18 protein-coding genes and 4 tRNA genes are annotated in these 21,182 nt (G+C 47.0%); 4 read left to right on the top strand and 18 right to left on the bottom strand.

All coding sequences use genetic code 11. The annotated features are described in order from the left end of the window. Window positions 1–668: 668 nt before the first annotated feature. From nlpI to rlmE, 16 genes are all read right to left on the bottom strand, one after another. A complete protein-coding gene (nlpI, locus tag KU855_RS07475; protein ID WP_218529679.1) occupies window positions 669–1,607 on the bottom strand; it encodes a lipoprotein NlpI in 939 nt (312 codons plus the stop codon). Between the two features lie 162 nt (window positions 1,608–1,769). Next, window positions 1,770–3,866, bottom strand: coding sequence for a polyribonucleotide nucleotidyltransferase (gene pnp / locus KU855_RS07470; RefSeq protein ID WP_218529678.1), 2,097 nt, complete (start codon window positions 3,864–3,866; stop codon window positions 1,770–1,772). Between the two features lie 245 nt (window positions 3,867–4,111). Beyond that, window positions 4,112–4,381 carry a 30S ribosomal protein S15 gene (gene rpsO / locus KU855_RS07465; protein ID WP_140931683.1) on the bottom strand — a complete coding sequence of 90 codons (270 nt, stop codon included), beginning with the start codon at window positions 4,379–4,381 and terminating at the stop codon, window positions 4,112–4,114. 97 nt (window positions 4,382–4,478) lie between these two features. Then, complete coding sequence (gene truB, locus KU855_RS07460; protein ID WP_218529677.1) at window positions 4,479–5,423, bottom strand: tRNA pseudouridine(55) synthase TruB; 945 nt, start codon at window positions 5,421–5,423, stop codon at window positions 4,479–4,481. Further along, the gene (rbfA, locus tag KU855_RS07455) at window positions 5,423–5,830 is read right to left on the bottom strand and encodes a 30S ribosome-binding factor RbfA (protein WP_218529676.1); all 408 of its coding nucleotides are present in this window, start codon (window positions 5,828–5,830) and stop codon (window positions 5,423–5,425) included. The genes truB and rbfA overlap by 1 nt, the downstream gene beginning before the upstream one ends. 87 nt (window positions 5,831–5,917) lie before the next feature. Next, window positions 5,918–8,584 carry a translation initiation factor IF-2 gene (gene infB, locus KU855_RS07450; RefSeq protein WP_218529675.1) on the bottom strand — a complete coding sequence of 889 codons (2,667 nt, stop codon included), beginning with the start codon at window positions 8,582–8,584 and terminating at the stop codon, window positions 5,918–5,920. A 24-nt stretch (window positions 8,585–8,608) separates the two neighbouring features. After that, the gene (gene nusA, locus KU855_RS07445) at window positions 8,609–10,108 is read right to left on the bottom strand and encodes a transcription termination factor NusA (RefSeq protein ID WP_218529674.1); all 1,500 of its coding nucleotides are present in this window, start codon (window positions 10,106–10,108) and stop codon (window positions 8,609–8,611) included. A gap of 27 nt (window positions 10,109–10,135) precedes the next feature. After that, window positions 10,136–10,591, bottom strand: coding sequence for a ribosome maturation factor RimP (gene rimP / locus KU855_RS07440; RefSeq protein WP_218529673.1), 456 nt, complete (start codon window positions 10,589–10,591; stop codon window positions 10,136–10,138). A gap of 165 nt (window positions 10,592–10,756) precedes the next feature. Beyond that, window positions 10,757–10,833, bottom strand: a tRNA-Met gene (locus KU855_RS07435). Window positions 10,834–10,915: 82 nt separating this feature from the next. Further along, window positions 10,916–11,002, bottom strand: a tRNA-Leu gene (locus KU855_RS07430). Between the two features lie 10 nt (window positions 11,003–11,012). After that, window positions 11,013–11,339 carry a preprotein translocase subunit SecG gene (gene secG / locus KU855_RS07425; protein ID WP_218529672.1) on the bottom strand — a complete coding sequence of 109 codons (327 nt, stop codon included), beginning with the start codon at window positions 11,337–11,339 and terminating at the stop codon, window positions 11,013–11,015. 3 nt (window positions 11,340–11,342) lie between these two features. Continuing rightward, window positions 11,343–12,125, bottom strand: coding sequence for a triose-phosphate isomerase (gene tpiA / locus KU855_RS07420; RefSeq protein WP_218529671.1), 783 nt, complete (start codon window positions 12,123–12,125; stop codon window positions 11,343–11,345). A 148-nt stretch (window positions 12,126–12,273) separates the two neighbouring features. Next, the gene (gene glmM / locus KU855_RS07415; protein ID WP_218529670.1) at window positions 12,274–13,608 is read right to left on the bottom strand and encodes a phosphoglucosamine mutase; all 1,335 of its coding nucleotides are present in this window, start codon (window positions 13,606–13,608) and stop codon (window positions 12,274–12,276) included. Between the two features lie 103 nt (window positions 13,609–13,711). Then, on the bottom strand, window positions 13,712–14,554 hold the full coding sequence (gene folP / locus KU855_RS07410; protein ID WP_218529669.1) for a dihydropteroate synthase: 843 nt from the start codon (window positions 14,552–14,554) through the stop codon (window positions 13,712–13,714). A gap of 56 nt (window positions 14,555–14,610) precedes the next feature. Next, the gene (gene ftsH / locus KU855_RS07405) at window positions 14,611–16,587 is read right to left on the bottom strand and encodes an ATP-dependent zinc metalloprotease FtsH (RefSeq protein WP_218529668.1); all 1,977 of its coding nucleotides are present in this window, start codon (window positions 16,585–16,587) and stop codon (window positions 14,611–14,613) included. A gap of 44 nt (window positions 16,588–16,631) precedes the next feature. Next, on the bottom strand, window positions 16,632–17,261 hold the full coding sequence (gene rlmE, locus KU855_RS07400) for a 23S rRNA (uridine(2552)-2'-O)-methyltransferase RlmE (RefSeq protein ID WP_218529667.1): 630 nt from the start codon (window positions 17,259–17,261) through the stop codon (window positions 16,632–16,634). Between the two features lie 90 nt (window positions 17,262–17,351). Between rlmE and yhbY the strand changes: the two genes are divergently transcribed. Beyond that, entirely contained in the window at window positions 17,352–17,651 is a 300-nt protein-coding gene (gene yhbY, locus KU855_RS07395) for a ribosome assembly RNA-binding protein YhbY (RefSeq protein ID WP_218529666.1), read from the top strand. Between the two features lie 46 nt (window positions 17,652–17,697). Here the strand turns inward: yhbY and greA are convergent, their stop codons facing one another. Then, the gene (greA, locus tag KU855_RS07390; RefSeq protein WP_218529665.1) at window positions 17,698–18,174 is read right to left on the bottom strand and encodes a transcription elongation factor GreA; all 477 of its coding nucleotides are present in this window, start codon (window positions 18,172–18,174) and stop codon (window positions 17,698–17,700) included. Between the two features lie 221 nt (window positions 18,175–18,395). Between greA and KU855_RS07385 the strand changes: the two genes are divergently transcribed. The 3 genes from KU855_RS07385 (at window position 18,396) to KU855_RS07375 (ending at window position 19,584) form a co-directional block, all read left to right on the top strand. Next, window positions 18,396–19,262 (top strand): DMT family transporter, encoded by an 867-nt coding sequence (locus KU855_RS07385; RefSeq protein WP_218529664.1) that lies wholly within the window; start codon window positions 18,396–18,398, stop codon window positions 19,260–19,262. A gap of 164 nt (window positions 19,263–19,426) precedes the next feature. Continuing rightward, a tRNA-Phe gene (locus KU855_RS07380) sits at window positions 19,427–19,502 on the top strand. Window positions 19,503–19,508: 6 nt separating this feature from the next. Beyond that, window positions 19,509–19,584 (top strand) — tRNA-Thr (locus tag KU855_RS07375). A gap of 132 nt (window positions 19,585–19,716) precedes the next feature. Here KU855_RS07375 and KU855_RS07370 read toward each other — a convergent pair. After that, window positions 19,717–21,033, bottom strand: coding sequence for a sugar MFS transporter (locus tag KU855_RS07370; RefSeq protein ID WP_218529663.1), 1,317 nt, complete (start codon window positions 21,031–21,033; stop codon window positions 19,717–19,719). Window positions 21,034–21,182 lie beyond the last annotated feature (149 nt).

The raw sequence follows: 21,182 nt of genomic DNA, 5'->3' as shown, positions 1-21,182 counted from the left end.
GCAACGATGACACATCAAAAACCACAATGACGAACCCTTTAAATTCATAAGCTTACAAACATAAAACTAGAGATGATCGCATTTATTCCGCTTTTGTAATGTCGAAACCAAAGTACCAAAAGCAGAAGGCACTTTCTTCATCAAACCCAGTAACCACAAGGCCTACAGCCAGATTTGTGTCATGGAATTTTCGCCAAAGGCCTCTAAAACGGAATTTGTACTCAAGTTTGTACACACTTTCCGAGGTTACGCTTGAACATCATTGAAAAGCAAAGAAACGAGAAAAAGACAAAAAGCCTTTAAATTCAGTACGTAGAGATGTGATTGTGGTGTGCAATGAAAGGTGGTTTTAAGCGTTGAAAGGCTGGGCGGCATCAGGATGCGAGATAATCGCAAACGTACGTCGCAAAGCGACTTCTGTTGCTAAAGCTGAGTTTGACATCGATTAAAATCTTCTCGTAAAAAGGTTTGCACGTGTTTCACTGGGCCGGTCATGTAGATGACGGCGATGAATATGCAAGTGAACAACAATTGCGGCTATTTTCGCTGATCTGCGGCCGATAAACAATCTATGCTTGGCCATGAGTGCGCTATTGCTAAAAATGACAGGAGATATCAACAAAAACGAGTGGCTAAGCACTCGTTTTATGACAGACAGTGAAGCCAGCTTATGCCTCAGGCAAATGTTCATCCGGGAGCATGAGCAAATTGTTAGCGCCGCCATCTTGTAGCGCTTGCTGAATTAATCCGAGCTCCATCCGCGCATATCGATGTTCGACAAAATCATAAATGTTGGTGGCTAAAGCTAAACGTAAGTAGTTACTCGCTTTTTCGTATTGCTTATTGGCTATCGCCGTTTTGGCTAAATAGAAATAAGCCTCACATAAGCGCTGAGCATATTCACGCGACGAGGTTAACTCGGCTTTGGCCGCAGCAAACACTTGATCTTCAGTGGCCTTACCCAGATAAAAATCCACCAACACGCTAGCCCAAGTATCGTTTTCTATCGCGCCACGATTTTGCGCCAAGGTTTGCAATGCTAATTCAGGCTGAGTTTCTGCCTGAATAAGATATAACCACAATAAACGGTAAGGATCATTGGGTTGGCGCGCCACAAAGGTTTGTAAATCTTGCTCGGCTAAATTGTCACGTCCGGCATAATGTAAGGCAATGCCGCGGTTCAAATAGGCATAATCGTAGCTAGGAGCGAGCTCAAGCACACCATCGAATGCCTCAAAGGCACTGGCATACTCCCCTTCTTGGGTATAATAGATGCCGAGGAAATTATAGGCATCGGCAAGATCTGGTTGAATTTTTAAAGCTTGATGAAAATCAATCCGACTCAATAATCGCAACCCCACACTGTCGTGTAATACCCCCCGTTCATATAAAAAACGGGCCCGTTGCGCCGGTGTGAGTTCAACCGAAGCTAAAATTTCATTCAGTTTGGCGAGTGTCACTTCCTGTTCGTAAGCTGGCAAAGGTGGCACAATTTGCAACCGACCTTGTGACGCTTGCTCAGGACCAAATGTTGTCGTTGCACAACCACTTATCGCACTGGTACATACGAGTAAAGCCAATACCTTTAACTGCGAAATAAATTTCATCCTGTGTACCCTTTCGTCCCATCTCGATTGGTATAGCTACAATCATAGCAAGCGCAGCAACAAGCGGCTATCTATTCATGCGCAAATATCTCAGATTGTCTTGCCAATACATAGACATAAAAAAAGAGACCCGAAGGTCTCTTTAAACACAGTACGACAGAATTACGCTTCAGCTACAGGCGCTTTAGCTTCTTTAATCGACAAACGCACACGGCCTTGACGGTCAACTTCCATCACTTTCACATCAACTTCTTGGTTCAGTTGTAAGTGATCAGAAACGTTAGCAACACGCTCTTCACTGATCTGTGAAATGTGTACCAGACCATCTTTACCAGGCAGGATGTTAACAAACGCACCGAAATCAACGATACGGATAACCTTACCCTTATAGATGCGACCCACTTCAACTTCTGAAGTGATTTCTTCAATACGGCGAATCGCTTCTTTAGTCGCTTCACCATTAGAAGAGGCAATCTTAACAGTACCGTCATCATCCAACTCGATAGTGGTACCGGTTTCTTCGGTCAACGCACGGATAGTCGCGCCGCCTTTACCGATAACATCACGAATTTTCTCAGGGTTAATCTTGATGGTCGTAATACGTGGCGCGTGATCAGAGATATCATCACGAGCAGAACCAATGGCTTGGTCCATCACATTCAAAATATGAACACGAGCACCATAGGCTTGCTGTAAGGCAATTTCCATGATTTCTTTAGTGATACCTTCGATTTTGATATCCATCTGCAGAGCAGTAATACCATCACGAGTACCGGCCACTTTAAAGTCCATGTCACCTAAATGATCTTCATCACCTAAGATGTCAGACAGTACAACGAAATCATCACCTTCTTTCACCAGACCCATCGCGATACCCGCAACAGAAGTCTTGATAGGAACACCCGCATCCATCAGCGCCAGAGAAGTACCACAAACAGAAGCCATAGAGCTTGAACCGTTTGATTCGGTGATTTCAGACACTACACGGACAGAATATGGGAATTCAGCGGCAGTCGGCATCACAGCGTTGATACCACGCCATGCTAACTTGCCGTGACCAATTTCACGACGCTTAGGTGAACCCACCATGCCAGTTTCACCTACAGAATAAGGAGGGAAGTTATAATGCAGCATAAAGCGGTTAGTGCGCTCGCCCATGATGCTATCAATCTTCTGGGCATCACGTTCAGTACCTAAGGTACAAGTCACTAACGCCTGAGTTTCACCACGGGTAAACAGGGCTGAACCATGAGTACGTGGTAATACACCCGCCATTACGCTCAGGGCACGAACCATGTCAGGTTCACGGCCGTCGATACGTGGGTTGCCGGCAATAATACGGCTACGAACGACTTTCTTTTCTAAGCTACCTAATAACTCTTCTAACTCGCGAACATTCAGTTCAGGCTGAGTTTCCAGTAATTTAGCAATCGCAGCTTGCTTAACAACCGCCACTTGATCTTGACGCTCAAGCTTGGTGATAATTTGGTAAGCGGCAGTTAAACCTTCTTCGGCCAATGTCTTGATTTGAGCTACTAATTGCTCGTCTTTCACTGGCGCAGACCAGTTCCATGTTGGCTTACCGGCTTCAGCTTTAAATTCGTTAATGGCGTTAACCACAACTTGCTGTTGATCATGACCGTAAACCACAGCGCCTAACATCACTTCTTCAGGCAGAGCATTCGCTTCTGACTCAACCATCAGCACGGCACCTTGAGTACCAGCAACTACCAAGTTCAATTGGCTGTCAACCAGCTGTTCCGCACCTGGGTTCAGCAGGTATTCACCATTGCTATAACCAACGCGAGCTGCACCCAATGGACCGCTGAATGGAATGCCTGAAATGGCAAGCGCTGCAGAAGTACCAATCATAGATACAATGTCTGGCTCAATCTGTGGATCCACAGAAACGACAGTGATGATAACCTGAACTTCGTTAACGAAGCCTTTAGGGAACAATGGACGAATTGGACGATCGATTAAACGGGCAATCAATGTCTCATCTTCAGATGGACGACCTTCACGCTTAAAGAAACCACCAGGAATCTTACCTGCTGCGTAAGTTTTTTCCTGATAGTTTACAGTCAAAGGAAAGAAGTCACGACCTGGATCTGCCTGTTTCTTACCCACAACAGTCACTAAAACTGTGGTGTCGCCCATGCTGGCTAAAACAGCGGCATCCGCTTGACGTGCAATAACACCTGTTTCCAGGGTGACTGTATGTTGACCATACTCAAAACTTTTTACGATAGGATTCACGTGACCCATTCCTTAATTTAATAACCTTAATTACGCGCGTAAGTATACTGCAATACCTGTGAATAGATAAAGAGCGCTTTAAGCTACATTGGAAGACAATTTGATGATAACGAGGAAATATTGCTGATTGGGGTGGAAATGACCCACGATAAATTGCAGCCAATAAAAAAGGAGGCCAAAGCCTCCTGTTTTACCTTGATAGCATGAATCAAGGAGTCATGCTATCAAGTGGGCGAAACGCCGTATTAGCGACGCAGACCTAAACGCTTGATCAGGTCAGCATAACGAACAACGTCGGTACGCTTCAAATATGCCAGTAACTTACGACGAGCACTTACCATACGTAACAGACCACGACGTGAGTGGTGATCGTGGATGTGCTCTTTGAAGTGACCTTGCAGGTGGTTGATCTGTGCAGTTAACAGAGCAACTTGAACTTCAGTAGAACCAGTGTCGTTTTCACAACGGGCAAATTCAGCAACGATTTTAGCTTTCGCTTCAACGCTTAGTGACATGTTTATCTCCAAAAATTAACTATATAAACCTTAGCCGATCACTAACTCAGCCAAGGGGAGCGGTATTTTAGCCAGATTCTCGCCAAGGCGCAACTGCTTAATCCGCAGATTGGATCACGATTAACCGCTTCGGTGCCAGTAAGCCGGCCTCATTAACTTGGCCAATACCCACAAAACGGGGTGGTTCACCTAGGGTGATCCTCACCAGCGTATCGCTAGGGGCATTTGCCACTTGCACCGGATTACCATTCATCAGGAACGCTGCCGCGTGGTCAGGCACATGGACGACCGGAAAATTGGCAACCGCAGTATCCATTGGCAGTAACAAGGGATCTAGTAGGGTCGACGCCGCTAACGCTTGCTCTTGCGCTTGGTCAACCAAGGCTTGTAACTGCTCTAACGTCACCATTTTTTCATAGGGATAATCGGCAACCTTAGTACGACGCAGCATGGTGACATGAGCGCCACACCCCAGCATTTCGCCTAAGTCGTCAGTGATGGTACGAATATAGGTGCCCTTAGAACAATGAATATCTAAGGTTAAATCGTCACCTTCTAAGCTGACAAAGTTAAGCTCATACACTGTGATAGGTCGCGCTTCGCGCGGCACTTCTTTACCTTCACGAGCGTATTTATATAAGGGTTGCCCCTGATACTTTAGTGCAGAAAACATTGAGGGCACTTGCATGGTATCACCACGAAAATGCGCTAACGCTTGTTGCAACTGCTCATCGGTAATATTCACCGGTCGTACTTGCACGACCTCGCCATCAGAATCACTGGTGTCGGTTCTGACCCCTAATTTTGCCGTCACTAGATAACGCTTATCGGCATCTAATAAGTGAGACGAAAATTTGGTGGCTTCACCTAAACACACAGGTAACATGCCGGTGGCTAATGGATCAAGCGCGCCAGTATGGCCGGCTTTTGCCGCACCATACATGCGTTTTACTCGCTGCAGAGCGTGATTTGAGCTCATGCCCGTCGGCTTGTCTAACAACACAATACCATCAATAAAGCGACCTTTGGGACGACGCGCCATTAGGACTCCTTAGGATCGTCTTCGCTCGTGCCGTGAGCTTGCTGTTTCTGTTCATCTTCACGGATGATTTTGCTCACCAGGTTCGACATCCGCATACCTTCGACTAACGAGCTGTCGTAGACAAAACGCAGCTGCGGCATCACGCGCAATTTCATGCGGCCTGCCACTAAGGTACGAATATAAGGTGCCGCGACATCTAGGGCAGATAACTTATCAGCGATAATTGCATCGTCTTCTTCAAAGAAGGTCACAAACACCTTGGCGTAGCTGAGGTCACGAGACACTTCGACATCATTAACTGTCACCATGCCAACACGGGGATCTTTCATGTCCCGCTGCAGTACCTGGGCCAACTCTTGTTGTAACTGTTGGCCGATACGACGGGTACGACTGAATTCTTTTGCCATAATAATCACCAAAGGGCGGTATGCCGCATCTGTTTGATACTCAAGTACCAAAGAGACCGCACCCGCCCTTTATCAATTCAAATGAGATTAAAGTGTGCGTGCCACTTCAACGGTTTCGAATACTTCGATTTGGTCACCAACGCGAACATCATTATAGTTCTTAACGCCGATACCACACTCCATGCCGTTACGAACTTCTTGCATGTCGTCTTTAAAGCGACGCAGCGATTCCAGTTCACCTTCATAGATAACCACGTTGTCACGTAGTACACGAATTGGTGCGCTGCGCTTAACGATACCTTCAGTAACCATACAACCAGCAATCGCACCCAGCTTAGGCGACTTAAATACATCGCGAACTTCAGCCAGACCAATGATCTCTTGCTTGAATTCTGGTGCCAACATACCGGTCATCGCAGCACGGACTTCATCGATCAAGTCGTAAATCACGCTGTAATAACGTAAATCAACACTTTCAGATTCGATGGTCTTGCGCGCTTGTGCATCAGCACGAACGTTGAAGCCCATCATGATTGCATTAGAAGCCGCCGCTAACGTAGCGTCAGTTTCAGACAGTGCACCCACGCCGCGAGCGATGATGTTCACCTTCACTTCGTCGGTAGACAGCTTCATCAGTGAGTCACAAATCGCTTCCAGAGAACCTTGTACATCAGCCTTAAGCACGATATTCAGTTCCTGAACTTCGCCTTCAACCATGTTAGCAAACATGTTTTCCAGCTTAGATTTTTGCTGACGGGCCAGCTTAACATCACGGAATTTACCTTGACGATACAGAGCAACTTCGCGGGCTTTACGTTCATCACGTACCACGGTTGCTTCATCACCAGCACTTGGCACGCCAGACAAACCTAAAATCTCAACTGGAATAGATGGGCCAGCTTCAGTGATCGGGTTACCGTTTTCATCTTTCATGGCACGGATTTTACCGTATTCCAATCCACACAAAACGATATCGCCTTGACGCAGAGTACCTTCTTGAACCAATACGGTAGCAACGGGGCCACGGCCTTTGTCCAGTTTAGATTCCACGACAACACCGGCAGCCATACCATCACGTACCGCTTTCAGTTCTAATACTTCGGCTTGAAGTAAGATGGCTTCCAACAGTTCATCAACCCCAGTACCTGCTTTAGCAGATACGTGGACGAACATGTTTTCTCCACCCCAATCTTCTGACATCACGTTGTGCTGAGCTAACTCGGTCTTAACGCGATCTGGATCCGCTTCTGGCTTATCCATTTTGTTCACGGCCACGATTAATGGCACGTTACCCGCTTTCGCGTGCTGGATAGCTTCGATGGTTTGCGGCATAACACCGTCATCGGCAGCGACAACCAAGATCACGATATCGGTCGCTTTAGCACCACGAGCACGCATGGCGGTAAACGCGGCGTGACCAGGAGTGTCTAAGAAGGTGATCATGCCATTGTCAGTTTCAACATGGTATGCACCGATGTGCTGAGTAATACCACCGGCTTCACCAGCAGCAACTTTGGCACGACGGATATAATCGAGCAACGATGTCTTACCATGGTCAACATGACCCATGATAGTTACCACTGGTGCACGAGGCTCCATGGCGACATCACCGTCACGGTCAGCCAGAACTTGATGCTCCAGTTCGTTTTCGCGTAACAGGATAACCTTGTGACCCAGCTCTTCAGCCACCATTTGTGCGGTTTCTTGATCCAACACTTGGTTAATGGTCACCATTGAGCCCATCTTCATCATTTGCTTGATGATTTCAGTCGCTTTGATGGCCATTTTCTGAGCTAATTCTGCCACAGTCACGGTTTCGCCAATACGCACTTCGCGGTTAACCGCAGCGACTGGCTTATTAAAACCATGGGCCATAGATTTAGGCGCATTGCTGCGGCTCTTCATATGGCGCTCACGACCGTCACGAGCATCTTTACCGCCACGCTTTTTAGCTGCGGTTTTATTGCGACTGCGACGTCCGCGTTTTTCTTCATCCATATCAACCGTGTCTTCAGCTGCACGAGCAACCACAGAGGTCGTGATATGGTGATCACCGTTTTTCTCGGCTTCTAAACGTAGGCGCTCTTCTTCATCCCAACGTTTTGCATTTTCTTCTGCTAAGCGACGTGCTTTTTCTGCGGCTTTCGCTGCTTCTTCGTCGGCTTTGCGCTTGGCCAGTTCTTCTTGGGCCGATTTAATCTTTTCTTCTTCCAAACGGGCTGCTCTCGCTTCTGTTGTTTCTGCATCAACTTTAGTTGTTGATGGGGCTTGAGCTTGAGAAGTCTTCTCAGCTTTCGCCTTAGCTTCTGCAGCGGCTTTTTCAGCAGCCGCTTTAGCCGTAGCTTCGGCTTCTGCTTTTGCCTTAGCTTCTGCCTTGGCCTTAGCCTCGGCTTCTGCTTTTGCGCTAGCTTCTGCTTCGGCACGAGCTTGTGCTTCAGCTTCGGCCGCTATCGCTGCCTCATCACGCTTAACGAAGGTCCGTTTCTTACGCACTTCAACTTTAACATCTTTAGACTGGCCACCGTTGCCGGCCACACTCAAAGTCTGCACAGTTTTGCGTTGCAATGTCATCTTAGTCGGGACGGCATCACCACCATGTTGCTTTTTAAGATAATCCAGTAACTGCTGCTTTTCTTGCTCAGAGACAGTATCACCGTTAACTTTTTTCACACCTGCGGCAGAAAATTGCTCAATCAAACGATCAACATTTTTTCCGACTTCTTGCGCAAGTTTTTCGACTGTTGTTCCTGACATCAGTTATTTCCCCCTGTTGATCGACTAGGCTTCTTCGCCAAACCAACAGATGTTACGGGCAGCCATGATCAGCTCTCCCGCTTTTTCTTCTGTCAATTCTTCAATCTCGATCAAATCATCAATGCCTTGTTCGGCTAAATCTTCTAACGACACGATACCGCGACTTGCTAACACAAACGCGAGGTGACGTTCCATTCCGGCCAGCGCAAGTAAGTCATCACTTGGCTCAGCCCCATCCAATGCTTCCTCAGAAGCTAACGCTCGGGTTGAAATCGCTGCTTTAGCACGCTCACGCAAGGCTTCAACAATGTCTTCATCCAGACCGTCAATAGTCAGTAACTCAGCTTCTGGTACGTAGGCAATCTCTTCTAATGAAGTAAAGCCTTCGTCTGCCAACAGTTGAGCAAAATCAGCATCAATCTCTAATGCATTAACAAACAGGTTAACCACTTTAGCGCTTTCAGCCTGATGCTTGGCATTCATGTCTTCAACCGTCATCACATTCAATTCCCAACCAGTTAACTGGGTAGCTAAACGAATGTTTTGACCACTACGGCCGATCGCTTGAGCCAGAGAATCAGCCTCAACTGCGATATCCATAGAATGGTTGTCTTCATCGACAATGATTGACGCAACATCGGCAGGTGCCATGGCGTTAATCACAAATTGTGCTGGGTTATCATCCCACATGATGATATCTACGCGCTCGCCACCCAATTCATTGGATACCGCTTGCACACGTGCACCACGCATACCCACACAGGCACCGATAGGGTCGATGCGACGATCGTTCGACTTCACCGCGATTTTAGCGCGGCTACCTGGATCACGGGCAGCGCCCATGATTTCGATCATTTCGTCAGCAATCTCAGGTACTTCAACGCGGAACAGCTCAATCAGCATGTCAGGTTTAGTACGAGTTAAGAATAACTGAGCACCACGAGCTTCGGGACGAACTGAATACAGTAAGGCACGAACGCGATCGCCTGGGCGGAAACTTTCACGGCTGATCAAGTCTTCTTTATACAATACACCATCAGCGTTATTGCCTAAATCAACAACCACGCTATCGCGATTGCTCTTTTTAACAATACCAGTGATCAACTCACCTTCTTTGTCAGCAAATTGCTCAACCACTTGAGCACGCTCAGCTTCACGTACTTTTTGCACGATGACTTGCTTGGCGGTTTGCGTGGTAATACGATCGAAAACAACCGATTCAATTTCATCTTCGATGAACTGACCCACTTCAATACCAGGCTCTTCATAACGAGCGGCTTCTAAGGTGATTTCACGGAAAGGATTTTCCAGCGCTTCACCCTGATCATCGATGACCTGCCAACGACGGAAGGTTTCGTATGCACCGGTTTTACGGTCAATAGCAACGCGGACGTCGATATCACCTTCATATTTCTTCTTGGTCGCAGTCGCTAAGGCAAATTCTAGCGCTTCGAAAATCTTCTCACGCGGAACTGCTTTCTCATTGGACACTGCTTCAGCGACCAGCAAAATTTCTTTATTCATGATCTTGCCTCGTTCACCTTGAATCTATCAAAACTTAGCGATTAAGTTGCCTTTGCGAATATTATCAATAGCAACCAATTTTTCTTTACCATCGACAGTCAAAGTCAGCATTTGACCTTCAACTTTGGTGATGACGCCTTTCATATTGCGGCCGCCATCGACTGGCATGGTCAATTGAACTTTCGCATCTTCCCCGAGATAAGCCGCATAGTGTGCAGCCGAAAACAGAGGACGATCGACGCCTGGAGAGGATACCTCCAGCGTGTATTCGTGTGTAATTGGGTCCTCAACATCCATGATCGCACTGATCTGACGACTGGCAGCGGCGCAATCTTCGACATTGATACCCTTATCGCTGTCGATATATACACGTAAGGTGGAATGTTTACCCGCCTGCAGGTATTCAATTCCCCACAGCTGAAAACCCAGAGCCGCCACAGGTGGCAGTAACATCTCGGTCAGTTTGGATTCTAGTGTTGCCAAGGTAACCCCCAAAAAACAAAAAAAGGGCTAATAAGCCCCAGTATTTCGCCGTATTCCGGCCAATTTAAAAGTCGCAAATAACAAAAAACCCCGTAATTACGAGGCTATTGATATAAGAACCTATAAACAGTTACGCTCAACTTAATGTTAGCGCCACTGGGAGTTTGGTTGCGGGGGCCGGATTTGAACCGACGACCTTCGGGTTATGAGCCCGACGAGCTACCATGCTGCTCCACCCCGCGTCCGAAAACTGCTGCCAGTATATGGACTCTGCCATCTACTTGCAATATTTGAGAAAAATAAAACGCAATATTTTCTCAAATTTGGTGCCGAGAGCGGGACTTGAACCCGCACGACCGTTAGGTCACAGCCACCTCAAGGCTGCGCGTCTACCAATTCCACCACCTCGGCGAACTTGCTATCAATCAGGGATCTTATCCTGTGATTGAGTTACTGGCTGTTCAACTTGTTGAGCAGGACCAGTTGAAAGACTTTTCCAGCTATCATCTTCTTTTGCTGAGTTTGCACTCAGGTTGCCGATGATTAAGCTTAATGCAAAGAAGCTAATCGCTAAAATTGCAGTGGTGCGTGTCAGGAAATTGCCTGAACCACCTGAACCGAACAGAGTCCCTGATGCACCGGCACCGAAGGAAGCTCCCATATCAGCTCCTTTACCTTGCTGGATTAAGATCAAGCCGATTAAGGCGATAGAAACCAACAAGTAAACAACCATTAATACATTAAACATAAATTATGCGCTCATCGCTATGGAACACAGGGTTAAAAACTCAGCCGAGTTTAAACTGGCACCACCAATCAGTCCACCATCAACATCAGGCTGTGCGAAAATATCTGCCGCATTGGCCGGAGTCACACTACCACCGTAGAGGATCCTGATATTTTCCCCAATATAAGGAGACACTTCAGAAAGTCGTTTACGAATAAACGCATGTACTTCCTGGGCCTGCTCTGGTGTCGCACTTTTACCAGTACCTACTGCCCAAAGTGGCTCGTAGGCGATTATCGCATTATCAAAGGCCATGGTGCCATTTTTTTCAATGACCACGTCCAATTCTTCAGCAATAACTTCAAACGTTCTTCTTGCTTCACGCGCTGGACCTGACTCACCAACACATAAGATCGGGGTCAAACCATGTCGCTGAGCTGCCGCAAATTTGTCGGCCACGATATCACTGGTTTCGCCGTACATTCTGCGGCGTTCAGAATGGCCGATAATCACGTATCGACATCCGGCATCTGCAAGCATTTGCCCGGAAACTTCACCTGTATAAGCACCAAATTGATGCTGACTCAGATTTTGAGCTCCCATTCTGACTAAGCTGCCACTTAAGGCCTCTTTATTTTCTTCCATCAGTCGTTTAACACTTTCGAGATAAATGACTGGAGGACATAAGACTACTTCAGCAGAATCGTCCTTTATCTTGCGAGCAAACTTACTGAATAAATCTTGCGCCAATTCAGCACTACCATTCATTTTCCAGTTGCCTGCAACCATGGGGCGTCTGAGTGCCATCTCTGTCTCCTCTGAAAGCGGGAGGGATAATATCGAACCCCTTAGCAAGTTACAATAGCTAAACTTATAAAAATCATCTAAGTGAGTGCGAATGCTTACTTTTTGCTCCCGCAGAACATTAATTGGGCAAGTTGCCTTGCCCAATCATTTACTTAGCGGCCTCAGTTACGGCTGCGGCGATTTGGTGAGCAAATTGTTCGACCTCAGACGCATCTTCGCCCTCGACCATCACCCGAATTAATGGCTCGGTGCCAGATTTTCTTAACAACACGCGCCCGCGCTGACCTAACTGCGCTTCAACCTGGCTCACGGCTTGTTTGACCCGTTCAGATGATAACGGATCGCTTTGGCCCTCAAAGCGAACATTCACCAATATCTGTGGGAACATGGTGAGATCCGCCGTTAAGGCTTCCAAGCTCAATTGCTGACGGCGCATAGCAGCTAACACCAGCACGCCGGCAATAATGCCATCGCCAGTCGTTCCATTATCTAGGCTTAAGATATGGCCGGAGTTTTCACCACCTAAACGCCAATTCTTTTCTTTTAAGAGTTCCATGACATAGCGATCACCGACGGCTGAACGCGCAAAAGGAATACCGGCAGCTTGCAGGGCCAACTCAAACCCTAGGTTTGACATCAAGGTGCCAACGACTCCGCCTTTCAAGGTGTCACGCGCGTTGGCATCCATGGCGAGGATATACAGAATTTGATCGCCATCGATTACCTCACCATGTCGATTCACCATCATGATCCGGTCGCCGTCGCCATCAAGTGCAATACCTAAATCACTGCCGGTTTCTACCACCTTAGCTTGAATGGCCGCCATCGAGGTTGCGCCACAGTCAAGATTGATATTAACGCCGTTAGGACTGGTGCCAATGGTGATAACCTCAGCGCCGAGCTCACGGAATACATTGGGCGCAATATGATAAGTGGCACCATGCGCGCAATCGACCACTATCTTTAAGCCTTCTAAGGTAAATTCAGCCGGGAAATTACCTTTACAATATTCGATGTAACGCCCAGCGGCATCCTCAACGCGGGAGACCTTACCCAATAAATGAGATTCCACACAAGTCATCGGCTTTTCGAGTTCAGCTTCAATTTCAAGCTCGACTACATCATCTAATTTACAGCCTGTGGTTGAGAAGAATTTGATACCATTATCATAATACGGATTATGAGAGGCACTGATCACCACGCCAGCCTCGGCGCGGAAGGTGCGAGTCAAGTAGGCGACTGCCGGAGTCGGCATCGGCCCTAACAGCATCACATTCAAGCCGGCTGCCGATAAACCGGCCTCTAGGGCTGATTCAAATAAATAGCCCGAAATACGGGTATCTTTGCCAATAATGACTTTACGAGTGCCGCTGCGAGATAATACTCGCCCAGCAGCCCAGCCCAATTTTAAGGCTAATTCGGGGGTCATCTTGCCCGCGCCAACTTTGCCGCGAATACCGTCCGTTCCAAAAAACTTTCTCATTATTGTATCCATTATTTCTGTATAAGCTTAAAAAGCGACTTACCACCACCGCCAGTAAATCATAAGCGATGATCCTTTACTATCGACGATTACACCACTAATTTCAGCCATGTTGGCCGTGAGCCTGGGTCATTTGCCAGACTTTGAGCATATCTATTGTTGGCGCGACATCATGCACACGAATGATATTGGCACCTTGCTGGCATGCCAGTAAGGCGGCGCTCACACTGCCACTGACTCGCTGATCCACCTCTCGCCCCAATAATTGACCAATCATACTTTTACGAGAAAGCCCGATAAGTAAGGGCAACTGCAATGAAGTAAATTTAGATAGGTTAGCAAGTAGCTGGTAATTATGAGCCAAGGTTTTACCAAATCCGAATCCGGGATCCAAGATAATATTATCTAAACTGATACCTGCAGACACACATGCTGTGATACGAGCCTTAAAAAACTCAGTCACCTCCTTAATAAGGTCATCATAGCTTGGGTTCGCTTGCATGGTTTGCGGTTGACCTTGCATATGCATTAAGCAAACAGGCACTTGCAATTGCGCGGCCATGGCAAGGGCTCCGGGTTCAGTTAAGGCGCGAACATCATTGATCAGATGGCAACCGGCAGCAACGGCGCCGGCCATCACTTCAGGTTTACTGGTATCTATCGATAACCACACATTATGGCGACGACTGATGTATTCAATGACAGGGATAACGCGTGCCAACTCTTGTTCGACACTAACTAACGGCGCACCGGGGCGCGTTGACTCGCCGCCGATATCGATGATTTTCGCCCCTTCACTAATCAATTGCTCAGCATGGGCACACGCTTGCTCAACGCCGAAGAAATGGCCACCGTCTGAAAATGAATCAGGGGTGGTATTCACAATCCCCATCACCACAGGTTGGGTCAAATCCAGCACCAGTCCTTTTGAGTGAAGTGTTTTCATTTACTCTCCGTAAACAAGAAAACCCCTTTCGGGGTTTTCTTTTTTATATCAACCGATTATTTAATATCGGCTTCGCCACTGTCCTTGAGCGGTGTTTCTGGCTTAGGCTCAGAGGTCACCTTAGGTTCAGTATGGTCACTCTCAGTTTGCTCAGCGGGGCGAGCATTAGGAGTGTTATTATCATCTCGCGATTGATTATCGTCTTGCCAATCCGCTGGCGGGCGAACTTCACGGCGAGCCATCAAATCGTCAATCTGCGGAGAATCAATAGTTTCATACTTCATTAAGGCATCTTTCATGGCATGTAAGATATCTAAATTATCTGTCAAAATCTGCTGAGTACGCTGATAGTTTCTATCAATAATGGCTTTAATTTCAGCATCAATGATCGTGGCAGTTTCATCAGACATATGCTTAGATTTTGCCATTGAACGCCCTAAAAAGACTTCACCATCTTCTTCGGCATACAATAACGGTCCAAGCTTGTCTGAGAAGCCCCACTGAGTCACCATGTTACGAGCAATCGACGTCGCATACTTAATATCTTGTGAGGCGCCCGTTGACACTTGATCACGGCCATAAATCATTTCTTCGGCTAAACGGCCACCATACGCCACCGACACTTGGCATTCGAGCTTACGACGACTCTGGCTGACAGCATCGGCCTCAGGTAAGAAGAAGGTCACCCCTAAAGCACGACCACGAGGGATGATAGTGACTTTATGGACGGGATCATGTTCCGGCATCAAATAACCGACAATGGCATGCCCAGCTTCATGATAAGCCGTCATTTCTTTATCGGCTTCAGACATCACCATCGAGCGACGTTCAGCACCCATCATGATCTTGTCTTTGGCGCGCTCAAACTCTTCCATGCCTACGACGCGGCGATTACCACGGGCAGCAAACAAAGCGGCTTCGTTGACTAAGTTAGCCAAATCAGCACCCGAGAACCCTGGCGTACCACGTGCAATCACGCTGGCTTTGACATCATCACCAATGGGGACTTTACGCATGTGAACTTTCAAGATCTGCTCACGGCCGCGAACATCCGGTAACCCCACCACCACTTGGCGGTCAAAACGGCCTGGACGCAATAATGCCGCATCCAATACGTCAGGACGGTTAGTCGCAGCAATCACAATAATGCCTTCGTTACCTTCAAAACCATCCATTTCAACCAACATTTGGTTTAATGTTTGCTCACGCTCGTCATGTCCACCGCCTAAACCGGCCCCACGTTGACGACCGACCGCATCGATTTCATCGATAAAGATAATACAAGGGGCTGATTTCTTCGCTTGCTCGAACATGTCACGCACACGAGATGCACCGACACCGACAAACATTTCAACAAAGTCAGAGCCCGAAATGGTAAAGAAAGGCACCTTAGCTTCACCGGCAATGGCTTTGGCTAGTAAGGTTTTACCGGTACCCGGTGGGCCAACCATTAACACACCCGTTGGAATACGGCCGCCAAGACGTTGGAATTTAGTCGGGTCACGTAAGTAATCCACTAACTCCTTCACTTCTTCTTTGGCTTCATCACAACCGGCCACATCAACGAAGGTGGTTTTGATTTGGTCTTCGCCCATCAGTTTGGCTTTGCTTTTACCAAACGACATCGCACCTTTACCACCGCCACCTTGCATTTGACGCATAAAGAAGATCCACACACCAATCAACAACAGCATGGGGAACCAAGAAATAAAGATTTGGGTTAGAAAACCCGTTTGTTCGGCTTCTTTACCCGACACTATGACACCTTTACTCATCAAGTCATTTATCAGATCTTGATCGTAAATCGGCATGATAGTGGTGAATTTTTCACCGCTGCGCTTAACTCCATCAATAGTCCGTTGGTCGCTAGCAATAACTACCGACGCGATATTACTTTTTTGGTTAGCATCCAAAAAAGTTGAATAATCCATCTTCTGCGCGGAGGAAGAAGAGGGGGAGTATCCCTGGAACACCGACATCAGTACGACGGCGATGACCACCCAGAGTATTAGATTTTTTGCCATGTCACTCAAATTACTCGACCTCTTAAAGTCTTGCGATGATTAACGCTAGATTACTACAACTTGTAACCTGTCGCCACAAGATAGACTTCACGCGAACGTGGGCGTGATGAGTCTGGTTTACGGGTTTTGACTACCTGGAAGGCATCCTTCACCGCTTTCATGTATTCGTCAAAGCCCTCCCCCTGAAAGACCTTAACGGCAAAACTACCATTGGGTGCTAAAACTTGGTGACACATATCAAGCGCCAGTTCCACCAAATACATAGCTCGGGGCTGATCAACCCCCCCGGTACCACTCATATTGGGCGCCATATCTGACAACACGATATCGACTTTGGCATCGCCGACTCGCGTTAATAGAGCCTCCAATACTTTATCTTCACGGAAATCGCCTTGTAAGAAATCAACACCCACAATCGGATCCATCGGTAAAATGTCACATGCAATGACCTTACCCTTACCCCCAAGCAACTTCACCGCCACTTGTGACCAGCCCCCAGGCGCAGCCCCCAAATCGACGACTGTCATGCCGGGTTTAATTAACTTATCCTTTTGTTGCAACTCTTCTAACTTGAATGCTGCTCGCGATCGCAAACCTTGTTTTTGAGCTAATTTGACATAATGATCATCAAAATGCTCGAGCATCCAGCGGTTTGAGCTGGCTGAACGTTTTTTACCTGACATCGAATTTCCGTGAAAATGAGTATTACACTGAGCCTATATAAGGGTAGAATAGCGGTTTTTCAACAGTAACTCAGCATAAAGTTGGTAGAAATGAACTTAACAACCAAACAGAAACAACACCTCAAAGCATTGGCGCACAACTTAAAGCCTGTGGTGTTGCTGGGATCCAACGGGTTAACCGAAGGTGTACTGGCTGAAATCGATAATGCACTCGGTCATCATGAACTGATTAAAGTGAAGGTAGCCACCAGTGACCGCGACATGAAAGCCGCCATTGTAGATGCTATTGTCCGTGAAACTCAGTCTGAAAAAGTCCAAGTAATTGGCCATATACTGGTGTTGTTCCGTCAGTCAGAAGAAATGAAGATTGCTTTGCCACGAGCCAAGTAAGTTTCAACAAAAAAGCCGCTAACGATTAGCGGCTTTTTTGTATCCATTAAATATATTCGACGGCAACAATTTCAAAATCTGTCACGCCACCGGGAGTGACAATGGTCACTTCGTCATCGATGTTCTTGCCAATTAACCCACGAGCGATCGGTGAATTGACGGAAATGAGGTTCAGTTTAAAGTTGGCTTCATCGTCACCGACGATGCGGTAGGTCACTTCATCATCGGTATTTAAGTTCAAAATGGTCACTGTGGTACCAAAAATGACCTTACCTGTGTTGTCCATTTTAGTGACATCAATGATCTGTGCATTCGACAGTTTGCCTTCAATATCCCGAATTCGCGCTTCACAAATGCCCTGCTCTTCACGCGCAGCGTGATACTCAGCATTCTCCTTTAAATCACCAAGTTCACGCGCCGTAGCAATGGCTTCGGTAATCTTAGGGCGTCTATCAAACTTTAAAAAGTCCAGCTCTTTGCGCAAAGTTTCTGCGCCAACGACGGTCATTGGAACCTTATTCATAACAGTCCTGTGTCTCCATTAAACAACAGTAGTCCAAACAAGACAGTGCTCATTTGGCTCAAAATAGGGTGGAATTGCTGCCGCAGCTCGTGGATGAGGCGGTGCATAAGAATGTATTACAGCTTACCCAAGCTTGCGTCCATATGAAAGAATCTCCATGAAAAAATATTTGCTAAGCAGGTGTTCTATACTTCTGCCAGTCAGATAAAACGAGAAGCCTTATGACAGATCAACAACGAGGTCTTTGGTTGGCCTTTGCAGGCATCATGATCCTAAGCTTTGATAGCCTGTTAGTTCGCCTTATCGGTGGTTCGCCTTGGGACTTGCTCTTTTGGCGGGGAGCATTGCAAGCAACCTCGCTGTTATTCATCCAATTACTGTGTAATCGTGATGAATTAGTGAGTGATTTTACTCCACCGACTAAATTGGTGCTACTAGCAGGGATATTATTTGCCGCGTCGACTATCTGTTTTGTGGAGTCGCTCGATCACACGCAAGTCGCCAGTACCTTGGTGATAGTCAATACCGCGCCATTATTTACGGCATTGCTTGCCTTGTTGTTGCTCAAGGAAAAAATTGAACGTCCAACCCAACTGGCAATCGCCATTGCCGTCTCCGGGATATGGCTTATCTTTGCCTTTGCGCCAGGCCAAGGCCAATGGGTCGGTAATCTCTACGCCCTATTTACCGCCATGTCTACCGCCATCTACTTAGTTATCATGCGTAAAACCAAGGGCCAGCATGCTGCCAATTTCTTAATTAACTCAGGTATTCTCATCGCGCTATTCTCATTATATAAAGGCGCCAGCCCCTTGAGCGTTAGCCAAAGTCAGTTTATTTATTTAGTGATCTTAGGCGGCGTGGTCGTGCCTAGCGCTTACCTGTGCATTTCAAAATCGCCCGCGTATATTCCAGCGGCGCAAACCAGCTTTATTTTGTTAGCCGAAGTCCTACTCGGCCCTTTATATGTCTATTTATTCATCGGCGATGTGCCATCAAACAATGATCTGACCGGCGGGGCGATCATTTTACTGACGTTAGGCGTGCACACTATTTGGCAAATACGCCATCACCAAATGAAGACATAGTCAGTTTTCAATCATTGTGATGATAAATGCAACCAACAGGCTAAAAGCTGAGCAAACAACTCGTTACTTTAAAAAAACGACTTGCCAGTACCGAAGCAGGCCTCTATTATAGCGCCATCAAGCAGCGACAGCGGTTTGATAGCAGACTAACTCTGACGTTAGTTGCCCGAATAGCTCAGTCGGTAGAGCAGAGGATTGAAAATCCTCGTGTCCCTGGTTCGATTCCGGGTTCGGGCACCAAATTTAGCCGGCATAGCTCAGTTGGTAGAGCAACTGACTTGTAATCAGTAGGTCCCGAGTTCGACTCTTGGTGCCGGCACCATATAAACAAAACAACCACCTTTTAGGTGGTTTTTTTGTATCTAACGATTCGGCAGCGTGTCACTGCACTGCCGCCCCAGAAGCACCCCATAAAAAAAGCCACCCGCAGGTGACTTTATCCAGAGGCTGCCGGCTATTGCCAGCGGCGCATCTTATGCCCTTTAATCGCATAAAAGAAAATAAACAGATAACAAGGTAAGCCTATCCAGTAAGCCAATTGGATATCAGCAAAATGGGCGATTTTACCAAAGACCAGTGGCAAGATAGCGCCACCCGAAATGCCCATGATCAGTAAAGCTGAGCCTTGAGCGGTAAATTTACCCAAGCCTTGCAAGGCCAACGGCCAGACCGCCGGCCAGACCAAGGCATGAGCTAGCCCCATCAAGGCGACGAATGTCACTGAGTCAGGGATAACCGGAATGCCAGACCAGCCCCAGATGATATCAGCCATCAGGGTCGATTCCGTTGAGGACAATGTGGCACCAAGCACACAGACGACACCCGCAATGGCCGAGCCAATTAAGGCAGTTTCTTGGCTAAAAAACCGTGGAATACAGGTTACGCCAATCAAGTAACCCACCACCATAAACACCATTGTGTATGAGGTTAATGATGCAAAATGAGCCACACCGATGGATTCGCCATATAAACCAATGGTATCACCAGCAATTACTTCAATCCCTACATAGCAGAATAAGGCAATCGCGCCGAGAACCACTTGTGGGAAATGGATAATCCCCTTGGCATCCATATGCTCAGTCTCATCTTCATCAAACTGCAGTTCTGGCAAAGAGGAAAACTTCACCAAAGCAATCAAAAAGACTAATGCAACCGCCATATAGAGATAGGGCACCACTAAACGTGAGGAGAGCTCAGAAATTTGCGCCGCGCGCTCGCTAGGATTTAATGCCGCGAGATGATCGGCACTGAAGTTATCTAACCCAGCCAGTACCAAGGCGGTAAATAAGATTGGCACTAATACGCCAGCACCTTTGTTGATCAACCCCATGATACTGATACGCATCGCCGCACTTTCTCGCGGGCCAATATGCACCACATAAGGGTTCGATGCGGTCTGAAGAATAGTTAAGCCAGTACCTAAAACAAACAAGGCCACCAAGAACAACATATAATTGGCGGTTTGCGCTGCAGGGATAAATAACAAGGAACCTACCGCCATAATACCTAGGCCAATGGCCATGCCATTTTTATACCCCGTTTTCTTAAGAATATGCGACATCGGCAATGCCATGACGGTATAAGCAATGTAGAAGGCAAATGTCACAAATAACGCTTGGAACTCGTTCAGTTCACATATGATTTTAAGAAAGGGAATTAACGACCCATTCAACCAAGTGACAAAACCAAAAATAAAAAATAATATGCCGATGATGGTCATGGGTAACACACTACTTTGTGGTCGACCCTTAGCTTCACTTACCGCACTCATACTCATATCCTGCCTCATATCCTTGTTATCATTATTAAGCGATAGGCATCCCGCCTAATGGCTACGTGCCATTTACCTTGGAGGTAAATCGTTTTTGTTTCAGGCTTGTTAATCTATCAAACCACAAAAAGACAGCGCTGTCATCCTCG

Origin of the sequence: Shewanella sp. NIFS-20-20, assembly GCF_019209865.1 — a bacterium.
Lineage (GTDB): Bacteria > Pseudomonadota > Gammaproteobacteria > Enterobacterales > Shewanellaceae > Shewanella.
Note: the sequence above shows the minus strand (reverse complement) of the source record. Positions and strands in the feature narration are given on the sequence as shown.

Excerpts from the sequence above, each read along its gene's own strand:
- nlpI (WP_218529679.1), bottom strand. The coding sequence starts at position 1,607 with ATGAAATTTATTTCGCAGTTAAAGGTATTGGCTTTACTCGTATGTACC.
- rpsO (WP_140931683.1), bottom strand. The coding sequence starts at position 4,381 with ATGTCACTAAGCGTTGAAGCGAAAGCTAAAATCGTTGCTGAATTTGCC.
- truB (WP_218529677.1), bottom strand. The coding sequence starts at position 5,423 with ATGGCGCGTCGTCCCAAAGGTCGCTTTATTGATGGTATTGTGTTGTTA.
- rbfA (WP_218529676.1), bottom strand. The coding sequence starts at position 5,830 with ATGGCAAAAGAATTCAGTCGTACCCGTCGTATCGGCCAACAGTTACAA.
- infB (WP_218529675.1), bottom strand. The coding sequence starts at position 8,584 with ATGTCAGGAACAACAGTCGAAAAACTTGCGCAAGAAGTCGGAAAAAAT.
- nusA (WP_218529674.1), bottom strand. The coding sequence starts at position 10,108 with ATGAATAAAGAAATTTTGCTGGTCGCTGAAGCAGTGTCCAATGAGAAA.
- secG (WP_218529672.1), bottom strand. The coding sequence starts at position 11,339 with ATGTTTAATGTATTAATGGTTGTTTACTTGTTGGTTTCTATCGCCTTA.
- tpiA (WP_218529671.1), bottom strand. The coding sequence starts at position 12,125 with ATGGCACTCAGACGCCCCATGGTTGCAGGCAACTGGAAAATGAATGGT.
- glmM (WP_218529670.1), bottom strand. The coding sequence starts at position 13,608 with ATGAGAAAGTTTTTTGGAACGGACGGTATTCGCGGCAAAGTTGGCGCG.
- folP (WP_218529669.1), bottom strand. The coding sequence starts at position 14,554 with ATGAAAACACTTCACTCAAAAGGACTGGTGCTGGATTTGACCCAACCT.
- rlmE (WP_218529667.1), bottom strand. The coding sequence starts at position 17,261 with ATGTCAGGTAAAAAACGTTCAGCCAGCTCAAACCGCTGGATGCTCGAG.
- yhbY (WP_218529666.1), top strand. The coding sequence starts at position 17,352 with ATGAACTTAACAACCAAACAGAAACAACACCTCAAAGCATTGGCGCAC.
- greA (WP_218529665.1), bottom strand. The coding sequence starts at position 18,174 with ATGAATAAGGTTCCAATGACCGTCGTTGGCGCAGAAACTTTGCGCAAA.
- KU855_RS07385 (WP_218529664.1), top strand. The coding sequence starts at position 18,396 with ATGACAGATCAACAACGAGGTCTTTGGTTGGCCTTTGCAGGCATCATG.
- KU855_RS07370 (WP_218529663.1), bottom strand. The coding sequence starts at position 21,033 with ATGAGTGCGGTAAGTGAAGCTAAGGGTCGACCACAAAGTAGTGTGTTA.